Raw genomic sequence first — 17,121 nt, 5'->3', positions numbered from 1 at the left:
GTGGATGACCTTGCCGGCCGCGGTCATCGAATGCACGATGAAACGAGCGGCTCAGGTCGAGATTGATGGGCGAAGGCGGACCATGGTAAAATATTCACGCTTGATCACGTTCCTCGTGGTTTTTTTCCTATGCGGCTCGGCTTTCGGGCAGGTTCAACAGGAAAATGTCATCCTGTCAGTCACCAGCAATACTGTCCAATGGGCTGCAGTTTATAAAGTTCATCCGGACCGATCGGACGATCCCTACGTACATGTGCGAGTTTTTGAAAGGCAGAAAGGTTGGGAGTGGGAGCCGTGGCGGTTCAAAGAACTGGTCTTCCACATGGCGGTCACGCCGAAGGCGCTGGAAACCAGCCGTATTGATAGGAAAGCAAAGATCTATGCGTACAAGGACGTGGAAATACGCAGTGCGTATCGGCGCTGGCTCGAGGATCCTGCAGCCCGAGGGGACGTGCCTATCTGCGATACGAACATCCTTGATTGCATTAAATATTTGCCGGTTCAGTAACCGAGCTGTCGGCGGCAGGATTACCTCGTGCCGTCGACATTATGCGGTCGATGGGACCGCTAACAAACGGAAGAGGCGCGCAGAACCGCAAAGTCACGTCTGGCGCCCCATGGCCGCAGTGTCCGAACTTGCATAAAGCAAATCTTGGTCAATGTGCTAGCGAGGTCTACGACAGCTTCCTAATGGTGCTGTAGATGATGTTGCGGTTTGCACCGAACCAGACTGTCTTTTCAACCGTGTTTTCCGTGGCGCTGCCATTGGCAATCCGCCACATGTCGGCCTCGGAACGCTGGAGGAGTTCCCAGTTCATATAGGATTCCATGTATCCGTCATCGGCCATCTCATCGGAGAAGTTGGCAAATAGAAAGACGCCGCCCGGTTTCAGCATTTCCATACAAATCTGCGTGAGTCGGATGGCTACTCTATCGGTGAGGTAATCGTACAATCCTGCTGCGTAGACAAGATCGAAGGTGCCAATCTGATGCTTTCGCGCGAGCAAGCCGCGCACAGATCCATCGATGGGCTCGACGGACGTCCCGTGGAATTGGCTCGAGATCGAGCCAATACTCTGAGGATCCTGATCAAGAGCAACCCAGCGTTTAAGTCGGCCTTCCGCAAGCGCTTTTGACGCCTCCGCTTCGCGAAGGTGACCGGCGGCGATGGCCAGGATCTCAGTATCCGAACCCGTTCGCGCAGCGGTCTCATCAACGTAGCGGGTCAGGATGTCGCGACGTTCCCTTACGGCTACCGGGCCAGGAGCGTTTATCGTGTATTCGAAGATATCAAGACCGAGAGAGGTGGATCTCGCCACTTCTTCGGCCACCGCCGGATGCCCATAGATGAAGTCTATGAGACTTGCATCACCGGAGTAGCCACGGGGTTTTTCAAATGACCAACGAGTGAACGGGCACTGCTGCAGGATCTTGGCCGAGGAATGGGCCTGAATGATCGGAATGAGCTTCTGCCAAACGGCAGCGCCGAATTTTTGGCGCACGTCATGGAGCTGGCTAATCAACCACCTGACTGCGTCAGGCAGGTCCTTGCCCGCGGCGAACCGCTGCATTGCGATGTTGATGACAACCGCAAACTCAGCCTCCGCAGTTCGCAAAAGGTCCGTGTCATCCTCGCGGGTAGGCGACCGGACGTTATTGCTGACCGACTGCGGTGTGATCAAGCTTTGGCCATCAAGGGAAAAGAGGGGTTGCGCCACGGAAATCTTCACTCCTGAACAATGATTTAAAAGTTTAGGTAAATTCTTCAACATTCTCATGAAGGTCAAGTGCCAAGGTTGGCGCAGCGGTCGCCGGTCCACGGCTTAACTTTAGAAAATATTAGTGAACCCGAGAGATACTTCCCTAGCTTAGGGGGCGTTCGAGCGTTGTCGGTTGATGTGGAGTCTGGGTAGGGTTATCCAGCTCCAGCTAGCGGTCTGCGTAGGGCAACTGCTGCAAGATGTTGGGTGGCAGGGGCATGATGCACGTGTTAGCCGAGACTGCAGTCGCCACCGAGCGACCGTCGTTGTCGCCAGAACAGTTGCGTCGCCTCTATAAGCAGAAGAGCGAGAACGCTCGAAAGAGCGCCACGCGCAACGGCCTCTGGATCGCAGTAGCTGCTTACCTTGCATATTCTTTCACGGACTATCTTTTTATTGGTGATGTAGTCCGGTACACGGCCGCCGGCCGTTTGCTGGTTGGCGTGGCAGCTCTGTGCATTCTGGAACTCTTGCTCTACCGCAAAGCAAAAGCCGATACGGTCGACATGGCCGCGGCAGTGTCCGTGCTGGCAGCTTATCTCGTCTGGCTTCTTACCGCTCAGATGACTACCGTCAGAGACGCTTTCTCATACTACATGGTTTTTGGCGCGATCTTCATGATGAGCGTCAACTTGTTCTTCAGCTTCCGGTTTCCCGTTGCTCTTGCAGCCTCCGCAACGAACATGCTGATCTTCATAGTTGCCCTCTACCTGTTCGCGCCTATGTTGCTTCTCCACAAGCTTATCCTCGGTGCATTCTGCATTTCCTGCTTTATCTTTACGTCATACGTGAACCTTCAGCTCAACAGAGAGCGCTACAAAGTTTTCCTCAATGCTTTGGAAGCAAGCCTGCAGCAAGCTGCTGCCGACGAAAGGGGCAAGGCTCTTTTGCACCTCTCAAACACGGATTCGTTGACCGGCCTGGAAAATCGCCGGGCAATCGATCAACGTCTGCGTGACTATTGGCAACGCTGGCTGGACAACGGGGCGCCCTTTGCCGTCCTTCTTATCGACGTAGATTACTTCAAGCACTATAATGACTGCTACGGCCATCAAGAAGGTGACCGGTGCCTTGTAGCGGTATCCCGGCGTCTCCAAAGCGTGGCTTCGTCCTTCGGCTCTGTCATCGGGCGATACGGGGGTGAGGAATTCATCGTCATCACACCAATGCAAAATTCGGAAAGAGCGGCCGAACTCGCCGAAGTAATGTGTGCTGCCGTGCGAGCGTTGGCTTGGCCACACGAACACAGGCGAGATGGGACCAGTGTCATTACCGTAAGTGTCGGCGTGTCCTATACGCGAGACCAGACCAAGCAGGTCGACAAGGTCATTCACGAAGCTGATCGCGCGCTTTACGCGGCCAAGGCAAATGGCCGCAACACCCTCGTGGTCTTCGATCCTGAAGACCCGCAGAGCAGCGATGACAGCGAGGATATAGCTGCGACCCTGAAGATCGCACTTGAACACGGCCTTGTCTCCCTCGTCTATCAGCCGATCCGCAACGTCCAGACAGGCAAGACGGACGCTGTTGAAGCCTTGATGCGTTTGAACATGCTGGACGGAACGTCCGTATCGCCCGGTAAATTCATCCCGGTTGCGGAAAGGACAGGTTCGATCATCGAACTCGGCCGGTGGGCAGTTCGTACTGTTTGCCGAGACCTGTTGGCAACCGACCTGGTGCAGGTTGTCAGCATCAACGTCTCGCCGATTGAACTTAAGAAGCCAGGGTTCTCCAGTTATGTCGCCGCAACGCTAGCAGAATTCGGCGTGACGGGCGCTCGCCTTGCTTTCGAAATTACCGAAGGCGTGGAGCTGGAAATCGACAAGGATGTGGTTCGTTGCATTAGCGACCTGAGAAAGCTGGGCGCTCAAGTCTGGCTCGACGACTTTGGCACAGGGTTTGCGGGGCTCTCGTGGCTTCGCCTGATAGAATTCGACACCGTCAAGATCGATCGATCCTTCCTCCATGACTGCAACACGGAGAGGGGGAAGAGGATGTTGCTTGACATCATCAGCCTGTTGCGTAATCGCGGCGTTAGTATCCTCGTTGAAGGCGTCGAGACCATTGAACATCTGCGGCTGATGCAGCAGTACGGAATCAACCAGCTTCAGGGATATTATATTGCACGGCCTGGTCCGGCAGCTCAGCTTGAAACTGATAACGTGCTGAGGTTCAGCACGGTCAGGAACCCGGATTCCAAACGTCTATTTCGGAATGGGGCATAGGTTAGATCCAATCAAGACCGGCAAATTTACAAGTCTCTGTGCGCTCAGGCCCCCGCAACTAAATCCAGTCTCACCCATACCCTTGTGCCTCTATGGCCTTGCCCCGTTAAATTGGGCCATTTGGAACTGGAATTTTCCACTTATGACCCCTGCTGGGAAGAAGAGAAGAATTCGATGAGGCCTCGAAGTTTTCGGAAGCGCAATCGCGTTCCTGCTGAAGCAGGCATCCGTGGCGATCTCGACTGATCCGGCAAAGCAGGCAAATCAGTGGCCATGAAAAAAACTGGGTCCTGTCGGCGTCTCGCTTGCCCGGCACGGTCCAGGCCCCGGCCTGGATCTACGTCATTGGGCGTAGTGCATCATCACAAAGAGTTTCTTCCTTCCCGGTGGGATTTGCTGTTCGCTTCGAATTCCGAAGCGGAGCCGCATTCTCGTCTTTTCTCATCGAAGGGCGGAAGCGGTGAAGTCTTGAACCGTCAATGGCCTGAATAGCGGGTTGGTGCATTAGGAAGGCCAGCGAAGCGAGTGGCGCACATGAGCTTGCTCTTGAGAAAATCGATGAAATTGCTGGCGCCAGCAGCGTTGGCGCAGATGACCATTGCTTCGATTGCCTTCGGTATAATTACATATAATTACCAGAGGAATTTTCTAGATTCCTTTGCCTATACTTCTGCTTGTTTTGTCTTAATGCAGGCAGGCTATTTCGTGGGTATCTTTTACACGGTCTGGTCCGAGTTCAAGCGGAAATCATCGTAGTTTGATTCCTTGGGAATGACGGATTTTTATCCTGATCGAAGGGTGAGTTATGACGAACGATATCTGGGTATCCATCAGGCTGCGGCTTGAAAGAGAATGGCGGTTGCTTGATCCGGAGCGGATGACTTCGCCGCTGTTGGAAGGAAACCAGGACGATCACGTGCCGGCTTTGCCCAGGCGGCGGCTGCGCATAGGAAGGGTCGATTGAGCCTCGACCGCCGGTCCGCCCCGTTGTTGCCGGACGGCATCGACAGCAGGGAGCAGTGCAGTTTCAGCCGCCGCGCCAAGTCGGCTCGGTTTTCCGGATGATCCTGTTGATCGCCTGACCTTGGTGTTTTCTGATGCGGTCCAGGAACAGAACCACGCGCTGATACGGAGCCCGCCATGTCTTATCTCAGCAATGCCAAATACTGGCTGTCTGCGCTATCGAATGGGGACGTTCGTGGCATCGCCCAGCAGATCGACAAAGACGGAATTTTTTGCTCTCCCAACTTCTTGGCGGCCGAGGATCTCAGCCAGATGCAAAATTTTGTCGCCTCCGCGATCACGCGCGAGGGCCGGCAGACGATTTCGCTGAAAAGCGATGAACTCGCGGGATCGGGCCTCGACGACCTCGGCAATTCCACGGAATTCAAGGCTCTCTTTTCCCGCCTCTATTCCATCGGTCTAGGCCGGCCGGCGCCCGACGTTAAATTCTATCAGATCCTTCGCTGCCTTACGGGTAAAAGCGTGACGGAACATTCCTTGATATTTCACTATGATTCCTACGCCATTACGGCACTGCTACCGATCGAAATCCCGAAATTCGGCAGGCGTGGCGACTTCTTGATTATTCCCAATACTCGCGGCATCCGATCGAATTACCTCTTCAATCTCGCCGACAAAGCGATCCTCGACAATGCGCTCACTCAACGCATCCTGCGCAGTCGTGCATCGGGTGGAAAGGGCATGAAGCATGTGTCGTTGGTTCCGGGCAATCTCTATCTCTTCTGGGGCTATCGCAGCATTCACACGAATGAGCCTGTTGACGAAGGCGCTGTGCGGGCGACGGCGCTGTTTCATTATGCCGATCCGCACGCCGGCAGTTACCTGAAGCGGCAGCTCGGCCGCGGTTAATCCGATACTTCCCGTCGCCGACTAGGCCGGGACAACCTCGGCTCCAGCCGACAGGGCGGACCTGTAGACGCCGAGCGTCTCGCGGGCGACGCGCTCGATCGCCAGGTTGTTGATATGCAGCTGACTCCTTGCCTTCCACATATCCAGCCGTTCGGGATCCGCCAGCAGATCGCAAAGAACGGCTGCCAGGGCTTGCGGCTCGCGCGGTGGGACAAGGATGCCGGCCTCGCCGAAACCGAGCAGCTGCGGGATGCCATCCACATCCGTGCCGATCACCGCACAGGCCGCCTCACGCGCTTCCGACAGAACGAGCGGAGCAGGATCGGCATGGGAGGGAAGGACGAAGATGTCGGCGGCTAACATGTAGGGAAAGGGTTCGTCGATGGCGCCGACAAATGTGATGGCGCTGGCGCAACCCGTTTCGCCGGCCAATTGCCGATAGGCGGCTTCGAAGGGGCCGCCGCCGACGATATAAAGGTGGCTGCCGGGATATTCCTTGTGCGCCAGGCGGAAGGCTTCCAGGAGATCAGGCAATCCTTTTCTGGGATGCAGCCCTCCGACGAAAAGTATGCTTGGACTGCGAAGCGACGCCGGCGTCCTGTCGCGCCCTTCGAACCGAGCTGATCCGATTGTGCCGTTGAGGACGACCTGCAGTTTCGATGCCGCTATACCGCGCTCCTGCATCGATTTTCCGACGGCTTCGCTAACGGCAATCACGCATGTGCCAAGCCCCATCAGCACGGCGCTTTTTTCAAACGCATTGTGAACGGTGGTAATGAGCGGCGTCGACGATAAACGACAGGCGGGGACCGAAAGAACAGCGCTCGTCATCATATGCGCATGCACGATATCCGGCTTCCAGTCGCGGATGAGGCGTCGCAGCGCCCAAAGTGACTTGAGTACGGTAACAGGCTTTCTCTGCTGATCGACGAAGACCGTTTCTACCCTGTTGCGTGCAAGCAATCCGTCGAAATCGCCTCCACCGCTGGCCATGCAGACAGTGTGGCCGAGCTTTGCCTGAGCGCAGGCGAGGTCGACAGCCGCATGCACATTGCCGTTCAATCGCCTGGTGTGGTTCAGAACATGCATGATCCGCATGGTGGGCTCACGGAGTTGTGGGAGAGGATATCAGAAGCGGCGACGGTGCCACCTCCATCTGAGGAGAAGCTTCGATCGCTCCCGGCGGCTGAGAGGCCTTCCGTTCGAAACCGAGAGCGGCTTCCGCATCGAGGGTGGAGACACGTGCTGTCGGCTGATAGTTGAACCCGCCGTGGCGTCCGTAGGACTGTATTCCAAACGCACGCAGCGCAGCGATGGCCTCTTCCGCCTGGCGGGCGGCGTCCCGGCTGTAGACGGGATAGGCATTGGTCAGGATCTGGGCGCCTTCGAGTTTCAGATCCCCTCGAAACAGCCCGTTCGCCGAAACGTGCGCGCGAAAGTCCAATTCGGCCATCTCAATCGGGCGGTCCGGTCGATCGGCCACGACTTCGACGGCGAAATATTCCCGCCCGTGAACCTTGCCGTAGAAATCAGAATAGACCGTCAAGCGCTTCCATGCGCCGTCGTGCGAGAAATTGTAGACGATCGGCTGCTGAAAGCCACGCTCTCCGCTGAAGCTGAAATAGAGGCTGATCAGGGTGGTGGTATTGAGAACGTGCCGTCGCTCGATGGCGCACAGGGCTTGCACCCGCTCGATCGGGATCGTCGAAAACAGCCGATCTGCGGTAATCACCCGGTCCTCCAGCCTCAATTGGAAGCCGTTCTCCAACCGATCGATTGCGATCGGTTTGACGCCCAGCGCGAATTGCACCCCTCGTTTCTCCAGGTTTTGTTGAGCGAGCCGGTAAAGAGGCGCAAATCCGGATTTGGGGCGGGCAAGCTGCTTGTTGGTCGGGCCCTGGCGCCTGCGACGAAAAAGGCGACGAGCAAGGTTCCCCAGCGAGGCATGTTCGCTGATCCACAGCATCCTTTTTTTCGCCAGATCGATGTCGATCTGATCGAGCGCGATCCCGTAAAACCTTCCCATATAGGATTCCAGGCCGGACCGCCGGAGAAGCTCGGCGCCGATCCAGTAGCGTGAAAAGTCTCTTGCGTTGTGCATTTCGCGTTGGAACAGGCGTGCATAGAACACCGACCCGAAGATGCGCATCATCCCCTTGACGCCGGCCCGCAAAATATCGTCCCGCAGCGAAATCGGATAGTCCGTGACCATTTTCTGGGGGTTCAACCGACCCCAGCGAGGCTCAATCGGCACATAGAGAGGGAGGAGTTCGGGAAAATGCGTCAGAAGGGGGGAATCGTCCTGAAAAATCAGGCTTCCGATGTCGAATGTATATCCATTCTCCGACCAGTCCATGTGGTTCCCGCCGATGTGGCTGTATTCATCGACAATCAGGATTTGCTGACATCCTTGGTTGGCCAGCACGGCAGCCGAAACGAGACCGCTAACCCCCGCTCCCAAAACAATGGCATCATACTCAAGGTCCGCTGCCTTTTGCGGGGTAGGAAACTTCGTCTCTTGCATGCGAGTCTCCATCGTTTGATCTAGTACTTCCGAATTAACATGTCACGAGGTCTTCAATACATATCATTAACTTCTCGTCTCTGCTCAAATAAGTACCGGAATGATTATATTTTTTGCAGATATACTAATTGATGTATAGTAATTTAACTTGAAGGCATTTGTCTATGTCTGTTATACTCTGCCTTCGGCACGGATGCCTCCTTCTTCTGCGGATGCGTTCGGGGGGAATTTCTGTCAGAGATTTTGGATTGGCGCTGGCCCGTCAAGGCGCGCTGGTTCTGGTAGCTTGCGAGGGGAATGCTGGATGCCGCGCTGGAGCCTCGATGATCTCAATCGACCCCTTCATTCCATAGATCTGATCGCGACAGACGTGTTCGATACGCTCTTGTTGCGCAATGGCCTGTCCCGCCGGTCGCGCATCATTGCGGGTGAGAAGATGTTTGCCCGCTTTCTGCAAGGCCAGGGTTCGCCCATGTGCCCTGATGAACTGATCCGGGCCAGACTGCTTGCCGAAAAAATGGCTTATCGTGCCCTGAACATGGGAGGCGGACGGGGCGAGGTGTGCCTTTCCGATGTCATCTGCCGCCAAGTTGCCATTCTCGGGCTGCCGCGTTCCGTAGTAGAGAAACGGATCGCTATCGAGATTGAAATCGAGAAGCGGGCGCTTTTTGCAAATGGCGATTTTGCCATGCTGTTGAGGCGCCATCGTCAAGCCGGTGTGAGGGTCGTGGCGATCACCGATACAGGGCTGTCCGGTGAAAAGGTCGGCGAACTCATCGACCATTTTCACGGCCCCGGCCTTGTGGACGAGATCTACTCAAGCGCGGACCTGAAGGCCAGCAAGCGACAAGGCGATCTGTTTTCTCTGGTTCTAAAGACTGAAGGCGTGGATGCTTCGTGCACCCTGCATATCGGCGATGACCTCCTTGCCGATTGCCTCGTACCAAAGAGCATGGGGATACAGACCATCCATATGCCGAAGAACCGCCTCAAGCGGCTCGTTTCAAAAGGCAATGGAGCCCTGGCGGAAGGGCTGCGGCAAGTCAGAAGTGGATCGGGCTCCCGCGAGGTCATACCGCCGATCGGCGATCAGGTTCACTTCGGAGAGCATGTATTCGGTCCGATCGTCGCAGAATTCTGTATCTTTTTATGGCTATATGGGCAGCAGGTGAGTTCGGACCGTGATGCGACGATGCTGTTTTGCGCGCGCGGGGGACTTGGCATACGGGAAGCTTTCGAACGTCTCCAATCCGTGCTCGACCTGCCTCTTTCGCTAAAACGCGAGAATATCCTGATTTCGCGCCTGATTGCTGCCCGCTCAGCGGTGGCGGCCAGAAGCCCGGCTGTTCTCGATGAGCTTGGGCGCGAATTCGAATCCGCAAGTTTCGCCGCCGTTGCACATGCGCTCGGCAAGGGTTCTTATGATCTACCCGACGAGTGGCAGCAGGTTTTCGATGCGAGCCGCTTTTTCGGCATGCTCGATACGGCTGCCGGCAGCGCTGTCGCACAAGACATCGACCGTCAGAATGACTGCTTCAAGATCCATATCGGGCAAATCGCAGGTGATGCCAAACGCATCATTCTCTGCGACACCGGGCTCTACGGCAGCACCCAAAGGCTTCTGTCCGCCGGGCTACCGGAGCATCGTTTCGAAACGGTGCAGTTTGCGCGATGCAATTACAAGGGGCTTAGCGAAGACCATTTTCCCAATGTGGCGGGTCTCGTGGTGGAGGATCGCTTCTACAATCCCTTCAAGACGAGGACAGTGGTCCTGCGGTACTGGCACATCATCGAGAGTCTTTTTGAGCCGGCCATACCTTCCGTCAAAACGCTCAGCATGGGACATGACGGCATGGTGATCGGCAATTCGGGAGAGATTCGCTTCGGCAGGCTCGATCCAGCCACTGGCAATCCGCTTCTCACCGGCGCGCTGCGCTACATCGATGGTCTCTCCAGCGGCGCGCAGGTTCTACGCGATGCGGATCGGGCGTGGCTGAGACTTAAACAAGCGATCATAAATCCGTCCGAGGCGGATATGGTCGCCTTGGGCGTCGCCCCTCGATCGGTTGATTTCGGGCGAGGCGAATTCATTGCGACGGTTACCCCGGCGACACGAGCCGGGATGGCACGCAAATTGATGGCCGTGAAGTCTCAGCTGTGGCGCGAAGGAGCGATTGCGCAGGAATTTCCGCGATTGAAGCCGGCCTTGCTCCGCGCCGTTGGAATGGCGCATGTCCTTCGGGGCTTCTCGTCCAAACTGAACCGTTGAAGAGCATTCGAGGACACCAACGACGAAGCAGGCTTCCTTGTTCATGGAGCCCGGTAGTGAGACAGAGGCGTGTGAAGAATGCTTGCGTTCGCAGCTCTCAAAGGAGCCAGTTGGGTCGTCTTCTCCCGCTTTATTGGGCGGTTCATCGACTTTTTCAACGTACTCATTCTGGCTCGCCTGTTGTCCCCGGCGGAGTTCGGATTGGCGGCGCTCGCAATGGCGCTGGTCGTGGTCATCGATACGGTTCTGGAGGTTCCGGTCACTCAGGCACTGGTCCGACTGCCGGTGCTCGATAAGAGCCACCTTGATACCGGCTTCACACTCGGTGTGTTGAGAAGTTTTGCGATCGCCGTGATCTTCCTTGTCGCGACCTGGCCGTATTCGCTGATGAACGCAAATCCCCTGCTCGTTCCTGTGATCGCCGCCATGGCGCTCGGCCCTATCGCGAAGGGGTTCATGAGCCCCGCAATGGTGCATTTTGCCCGCGCGCTCGAATTCCGCCCGACATTCGGGATCGAAACGATTAGCAAGCTCTGCGCTTTTGCGGCCGCAGTCGCCACCGTGGCTGCCGGAGGCGGCTATTGGGCGATCGTCGTCAATTTCGTGACCACCGCATTTGTCGCCACCGTCGCTTCTTATGCCGTGGCCCCTTACAGACCTGCGTTCTCGCTGAACCGGTTCTCGGATTTTGCGGGCTTTATCGGCTGGTTCAGTTCGGCGCAGTTGGTGTCCGCCTTGAATTGGCAGTTTGATCGTTTCCTGATCGGCTCTGCCGGAAACAGCGCCATGCTCGGCCGCTACGCCGTTGCAAGCGACATCGCCGTCATCCCGACCCAGAGCATAATCGGCCCGGCGCTGCAGCCGGTCATGGCAGCGTTTTCGCAGATCAGTTCGAATGCGGACCGAATGAGGACGGCGTTCCTCAAGGCAAGCCGTTTCGCGATGCTGATTTCGCTTCCTGTTTGCATCGGCCTCTCCCTGACGGCAGATCTCGTGACCGCTATCCTGCTCGGAGCGCAATGGAGCGACGCGGCTCCTTATCTCAGCCTAATCGCCCTCTCAGTCATTCCGATACCCTATTTCCAGACGCTCTATTCGGCGAGCCTCGCTCTCGATCGTCCCTCCGTCATTTTCAGGCTCAATGCGATCGACCTGTGCTTCCGGGTCGTTCTGATCTCCGTCGGCTTCTATCTTCTTGCAGCCCATGGAGCGAGCATTGGCCGAATCCTGGTCGCTTCCGTCATGGCTGTTTTCTACGTCGTCGAGGCACGGCGGCTGTTCGGGCTGGGGCCATGGCAGCAGCTCCGGAACCTTTGGAAAGTTCTGACTTCCGCCGCTGTCATGGCAATTGCCGTCATCTGGTTGCGAACGGAAATGCCGGCATCCGGTCTGCCCGTCGTGATCCAGCTTATCGCGGTCGCGAGCGCGGGCGCAGCCGCCTATCTCGCCACACTGTTCGGGCTTGGCATGCGGATTACCCTGATAGCCGGAAGACCTGATCTGGTCGATCGGTAATCCGGTCAGATCAGCGCCCGAATGAGCCCGCGCGTCGAGCGGGTCCCCGCGCCCAGACGATAGGCAAGCGCCTTTCGGGCGCGATCTCTGGGAAGCAGACTGATGGCCGTGAAAAACAGTGTCATGGAAACCTTCATCCGCAGCGGGTTTTTGTCCCGCCACAACCGCCCCACAAGCCCAGACAGGCTGGCGAAGGAAATCCGTTCGTCCTCCGCCACCGCAAGATAAAAGCGTCGCTCACGATAGAAATAGGCATGCTCGGCGGATACGAGAGCTGACCGATAGCCATAGCCTGGCAGGATCCGGCGTAGATGCTCCGTCCTGGCGACGAATCTCTGAAGATCCCGATGCAAAGCCTGTGTATTCAATTGGTCACCGAAGCCGGAATCGTTGCGGTCATGGATCCGGTAAAGACCGAGGGGCTGCGCCAGGCTCACCACGTCGCCGATGAACGGAGCTGCGAACAGGATAATGCCATCGACAGCCCTGTCATAGTCTGCGTCCTTCAGGAGCTCGCACACGTCGCGTCTGAAAACATTGCCGGAGGTCGGAGGTGTCGCATAGACACCGGTACGCAAGACCCGCCCGGCGAGTTCACGTCCTCTGAACGCCTGGAGTTCGGGTATCGGGCCGCTGATGACATTGCCGTCGCCGTCGATCCGCTTCAACGGAAACTGAAGTTTCGCAACGCCGTCGTCCAGGTTAGTGAGGATCACCTCCAATGCCCCGGGGAGAAGCTCATCATCGGCATCCAGAAATAGGACGAAGGGTGCCTGTGTCTGCTCAAGGCCAAAAAGACAGGCCCTGCGCTGACCGCCATTTGCAAGCCGAAACGCACGCACCCTCAGTTCGCGGATCACCTCCCACGAACCATCGGTGGAGCCGTCGTCGATCACGAGGATCTGGCACTGCCTGCACTTTTGCGAAAGGACGCTTTCAACCGCGCGCCTGATGAATTGCGAATAGTTGAAGCAGGTGATGATGATCGCGAGCTTGCAGATACGGCCCTCCGGATCATCCGCGGATTGTTCAGATCCGCAGGAATCCTGCACCTGTGGGGGTGTTTGCGGGGAGGCCACGGGGCCTGCGATCATGACCTGACCCTGTTGACTACGGTGCCGATCACCGGCGCGCCAGCACGCCGCAGCTGGTTGTGAACGTCCTTCACCTCGTCAATTGTCGTGCGCCCGCTCTTTGCGACGATCAAGACGGCATCGGCATGAAATGCCAGCGCCAGCGCATCCAGGGAGGTGTCAAGGGCAGGAAGGTCGAAAATGACATCTCCCTTCACTCGGGCCGTTTCCAGAATCCGCAATACGCTGGGATGGCGGAAATCCGCAAAAATGTCGATATGCGGGTCTATCGAATGGATCGGCAGAGTGGCAATGCCATCGAGATTGCCGAAGGACAGTTGATCCGCCTTCAGACCTGAGATTGCCACGTCGGCTAGGGAGGTTGAGGAACTGGATGTTTCCTCGACCATGGACGCCAGCCCCGAATAGAAGAACGTCACATGGTGGCCGCTTCGGCTCAGAAGCTGCGCCATGCTGAGAGAGAGGGTCGAAACGCCGGTCGCGGCCGTTGCCCCGATGAACGCAATCACGATGTTTCTTTCCCGCCGTTGTGATGCGCAGGCGACATCGACGGAGGTTTTCAAGTCGCGAATGACGCTGGCGTATCGTTGGAGCGCCGGGCTATCGAAGCGCCAGCCGATGCCTGCCGTCTTGCCGGTGTCCGGAACCGTTGCCAGGCACGGAATGCCGGCTTCCTGCGAGAGCTCCTTCGTATCGCGCACCCGGCGATCAAAGGCCACGTTGATGGCTATGGTCGACATACCGATCAGAAACCCCAGCATCCCACCCAATGCGGCGATCAGTGTCTTGCGCGGGCCGGAGGGATCGAGTGGCGGAAGTGCGGCGCCGATGATCCGAGCATCGGCATCCGGTGTGGCCAGCCCGGGTAACGTGCCGTTCCTCATCGCCTCCCGGGCAGCGTTGACCTGGGTAGCCAGCGCGTCCAGTCGTCCTTGCAGCGTGTCCGTGCCAGCGCGCGCCATCTGTTCTTTTGAGGCAATCGATTGGAGGATGTATCCCGACGCCATGGCGTTTGCGACACGGGCAGGAAGGTTCTGATTGTATGACCAGAATTCGATTTCGACGACGTAAGATTGCCCCACCCGCCGCGCACTCAGCCGTTTGACGAAATTCGCGAAGGCAATGCGGCGGGCGTTTTCGCGGGAATCCGCGGTCGGGTCCAGAACATCCTCGGCCCGCCTTGATGTCTTGCCAAGCGTCGTCAACCCGTTGTCCACGAGCGTCGACATCGTGTCCTGCACCTGAACCGCCAGCCCGGTAAATTCCTTCGGCGGCCGGGGACCGAGTTCGGCGTCGCCCTGAAGGACAAGGCTGTCGAAGACGGCGGATAGAAGCCGCTCCGAACGGATGATCTGCAATTCGCTTTCGGCGCTGTTCAGGTCAAAGTTCTGTTGCCCGCTGATGTCGCGGCCGGCGGAAGCAAATTGCCGCGGCTCCAGCAGAAGCGTTGCCGTGGCATTGTACACCTTGGGGAGAGAGTTCGCATAAAGAAAGGCCAGCAGGAACCCCGCCGTCGTGCACGCGACAAGCCGTATCTTGTTACGCCACGCAAGCGCGACCATCAGGCGCAGCAGCGCGAGAGGACCTTCGCCGGAATCGCCTGGCGGTGCGCGATCCGTGCGCCACATGCGGGAAGCTTCCTCCAGAGGGCCAGGCCTGTTGAAAGTCATTTGGCCTTCCCTCCGGCTCGCAGCGGACGAGCGCTGAAGACTGGCAATCGAGCAGCGCGCTCAGGCTCCAGGCGTCCCCGCAGAACATCCGCAAAGCCTAAGAGATTGCCTTTGACCCTCCCGCGTCGATCGATAAACGGTTCCGCCCATAACAGCCGGCCGAAATTGCTGGCGATGTTGCGCAGAACCTGGTCGGCAACCTGCGCAAGCGTCATGGTGCCCTTGCGCATCATGTAAAGCGGGTTGACGATCTGCGAATATCCAAGCCGCTCACCGCTCACGCGGCCGCTCTTGACGCCCATATGTACGCCGCAGGCCTCGTCCGATTTGACGAAGCGTCCACCCTGCCTGGCAAGCGCGGCCGCGAAATCACGATCCTCCAGCCAGCCGTACAGGACCAGCCGTTCGTCGAACCTTGCGTCGCCGATGGCGGACATGCGGAAGGCCATGTTGCAGCCATAGGGACTGTAGGGTTCATGCCACCTCGAACCAGGGGATGGCGCGCGCTCCAGAAGGCGAAGGGCCTCATCGAAGGGGATACCGGGGCCTTTGATTCCGTCGGCGATCACGTGCCCCGTCAACCCAACGAGGCGGCTTTCATCGCGAAACGCGCAGACGGCGGATGCCAGCCAATTTGCATCGGCGACGAAATCATCGTCGAAAAAGACGACCACGTCCGTGCCGGCGGGCAGGTTGGCGAGCGCTCTGTTGCGTTGGGCCGCAAGGCCGGCCTTTCCCGTGACGATCGTCACCTTGGGATCGGAAACCAGATCGCCGACGTCGGACGGATCGACGCAGGACACCAGCAACGTATCCGGCTGAACCGTCTGGGTTGCGAAAAGATGGCGCACCGTCGCGCTGACGACGGCCGGGCGACCGCGGGTGGCGATGACAACCGCCAGGCTAAGCTCTGTCGACCTTGGCGATTTATGCGGAACAAGGCCTTTCGCGGGGTTCTGAAGCAGTTCCCGATAACCCGCCGCGGTGTTCGTCCAAGAAAAGTTGCGCACCTGCTCCAAGCCCCGACTGCGCAGCTCGCCTTTGAGCAGGTCGGACCCTTTCAGGGTCGCGATATGCCTGATCCACTCCTCCGGCTGGAAGGGAGAGGCCATCAGCGCCGCCGCTCCGCATACTTCAGGCATGCTTGCGCAATCGGACGCCACGACGGGGCAACCCAAGGCCATGGCTTCGACAATCGGCAGCCCAAAGCCCTCAGTGATGGAGGGGAACGCCAGACAGAGTGCGTGTTTCAGAAAATAGGCAAGATCGTCGTCCGACACCCGCCCCACGAGAAGGAGGTTGGGCCTTTTTTCGAGAAGGTCGGAGGCAAAAATACCGGCACTTCCACCGGCGACGACGATGTCGATATCCAGCTCCTCAAGAGCCGCTGCAGCCTTCATCAGCAAGCCAAGGTTCTTGTGCTGGGCACGAGAGGCAAGCGCCAGAACGAATTGGCGGCCTCTTGCGCCTATGGCACTGACCACTTGCGGCGCGACCTTCGCCAGCCCGGCGTCCCACTCGAGAGCATGTTCATGGCCATTGGGAAGGACGGCAATGTCCTCCTGCCGGACAGGCAGGTAGCGTGCGAGTTGCCGGGCCGATGCGTGAGAGACGGTGGCGATGCGGGCGGAACGTCGAACCAGGAGCGGATGCAGCCGGGAGTAGGCCATACGGAAGGCGCGGCTATAACTTTCGGGGGCGGCAAAAATGTTGGCGTCATGGATGCAGACGATCTGATCCTTCTTGAGAACGGGTGCCGAATTGCAAAGATTGAGCAGCGGCCCACGGCAAGTTCGGGCAAGAACGGTCTGCTCCCACGCGTGCCCGCCGAAATCACCGGCGGTGACCAGCGGAAGTCGGGCAAAACCCGGGTCCGGCGTGCCGACGGGCGCGATTATCGGCAAGCGCTCACCATGACCGAAGGTGCGGTCGAGAGCCTTGACGACATTCATCGCATAGCGTTGCACGCCCGTCGCATCTTGCGTCAGGAACCGCCCGTTGATGGCGCAGTGCTCGGTTGAACTCATGACCGCCCTCCATCACCGTTCGAGCGGAAAAGGGGGGCAATGTGCGGGTACCAAGGGCGGTGAACGAGGGAGCCCCGCTCATTTGCGAATTTTCCGGTTTGCAAAATACAACACCGCGGCGACAAGCAGATGGCGGTCTCTTCTTGCTGAAAATGTCTGCTGACG

Annotated in this window: 12 protein-coding genes; 6 read left to right on the top strand and 6 right to left on the bottom strand. The window is 57.8% G+C overall.

Annotated elements, in window-relative coordinates:
* The first annotated feature begins 4 nt into the window (after positions 1-4).
* The gene (locus tag C5L10_RS21620; RefSeq protein ID WP_245448081.1) at positions 5-508 is read left to right on the top strand and encodes a DUF5086 family protein; all 504 of its coding nucleotides are present in this window, start codon (positions 5-7) and stop codon (positions 506-508) included.
* Positions 509-674: 166 nt separating this feature from the next.
* Here C5L10_RS21620 and C5L10_RS21615 read toward each other — a convergent pair whose 3' ends face one another.
* Complete coding sequence (locus C5L10_RS21615) at positions 675-1,718, bottom strand: class I SAM-dependent methyltransferase (RefSeq protein WP_105431353.1); 1,044 nt, start codon at positions 1,716-1,718, stop codon at positions 675-677.
* A 260-nt stretch (positions 1,719-1,978) separates the two neighbouring features.
* Here C5L10_RS21615 and C5L10_RS21610 point away from each other — a divergent pair, with 260 nt between their 5' ends.
* From C5L10_RS21610 to C5L10_RS21600, 3 genes are all read left to right on the top strand, one after another.
* Positions 1,979-3,985, top strand: coding sequence for an EAL domain-containing protein (locus C5L10_RS21610; RefSeq protein WP_046665335.1), 2,007 nt, complete (start codon positions 1,979-1,981; stop codon positions 3,983-3,985).
* An 805-nt stretch (positions 3,986-4,790) separates the two neighbouring features.
* Positions 4,791-4,949, top strand: a complete 159-nt coding sequence (locus C5L10_RS33755) for a hypothetical protein (protein WP_172717100.1) — start codon at positions 4,791-4,793, stop codon at positions 4,947-4,949.
* A gap of 176 nt (positions 4,950-5,125) precedes the next feature.
* Positions 5,126-5,857: a hypothetical protein gene (locus C5L10_RS21600; RefSeq protein ID WP_046669343.1), complete on the top strand. Its 732-nt coding sequence runs from the start codon at positions 5,126-5,128 to the stop codon at positions 5,855-5,857.
* Between the two features lie 21 nt (positions 5,858-5,878).
* Here the strand turns inward: C5L10_RS21600 and C5L10_RS21595 are convergent, their stop codons facing one another.
* Complete coding sequence (locus C5L10_RS21595) at positions 5,879-6,955, bottom strand: glycosyltransferase family 4 protein (protein ID WP_105431325.1); 1,077 nt, start codon at positions 6,953-6,955, stop codon at positions 5,879-5,881.
* Positions 6,956-6,962: 7 nt separating this feature from the next.
* Entirely contained in the window at positions 6,963-8,381 is a 1,419-nt protein-coding gene (locus tag C5L10_RS21590) for an NAD(P)-binding protein (protein WP_105431324.1), read from the bottom strand.
* A gap of 304 nt (positions 8,382-8,685) precedes the next feature.
* On the opposite strand from C5L10_RS21590, the gene C5L10_RS21585 reads away from it, so the two are divergent.
* Positions 8,686-10,650 (top strand): hydrolase, encoded by a 1,965-nt coding sequence (locus C5L10_RS21585; protein ID WP_105431323.1) that lies wholly within the window; start codon positions 8,686-8,688, stop codon positions 10,648-10,650.
* A gap of 78 nt (positions 10,651-10,728) precedes the next feature.
* Positions 10,729-12,165, top strand: a complete 1,437-nt coding sequence (locus tag C5L10_RS21580) for an oligosaccharide flippase family protein (RefSeq protein WP_105431322.1) — start codon at positions 10,729-10,731, stop codon at positions 12,163-12,165.
* 5 nt (positions 12,166-12,170) lie between these two features.
* Here C5L10_RS21580 and C5L10_RS21575 read toward each other — a convergent pair whose 3' ends face one another.
* The 3 genes from C5L10_RS21575 to C5L10_RS21565 are packed head-to-tail and all read right to left on the bottom strand — an operon-like array spanning position 12,171 to position 16,956.
* Positions 12,171-13,259: a glycosyltransferase family 2 protein gene (locus tag C5L10_RS21575; protein ID WP_105431321.1), complete on the bottom strand. Its 1,089-nt coding sequence runs from the start codon at positions 13,257-13,259 to the stop codon at positions 12,171-12,173.
* Positions 13,256-14,887: a Wzz/FepE/Etk N-terminal domain-containing protein gene (locus tag C5L10_RS21570; protein ID WP_245448079.1), complete on the bottom strand. Its 1,632-nt coding sequence runs from the start codon at positions 14,885-14,887 to the stop codon at positions 13,256-13,258. Before C5L10_RS21570 ends, C5L10_RS21575 begins: the two co-directional genes overlap by 4 nt.
* A 38-nt stretch (positions 14,888-14,925) precedes the next feature.
* Entirely contained in the window at positions 14,926-16,956 is a 2,031-nt protein-coding gene (locus C5L10_RS21565; protein ID WP_105431320.1) for a glycosyltransferase family 1 protein, read from the bottom strand.
* Between the last annotated feature and the right edge of the window lie 165 nt (positions 16,957-17,121).

Origin of the sequence: Neorhizobium sp. T6_25 (assembly GCF_002968555.1) — a bacterium.
Taxonomy (GTDB): Bacteria; Pseudomonadota; Alphaproteobacteria; order Rhizobiales; family Rhizobiaceae; genus Neorhizobium.
Note: the sequence above shows the minus strand (reverse complement) of the source record. Positions and strands in the feature narration are given on the sequence as shown.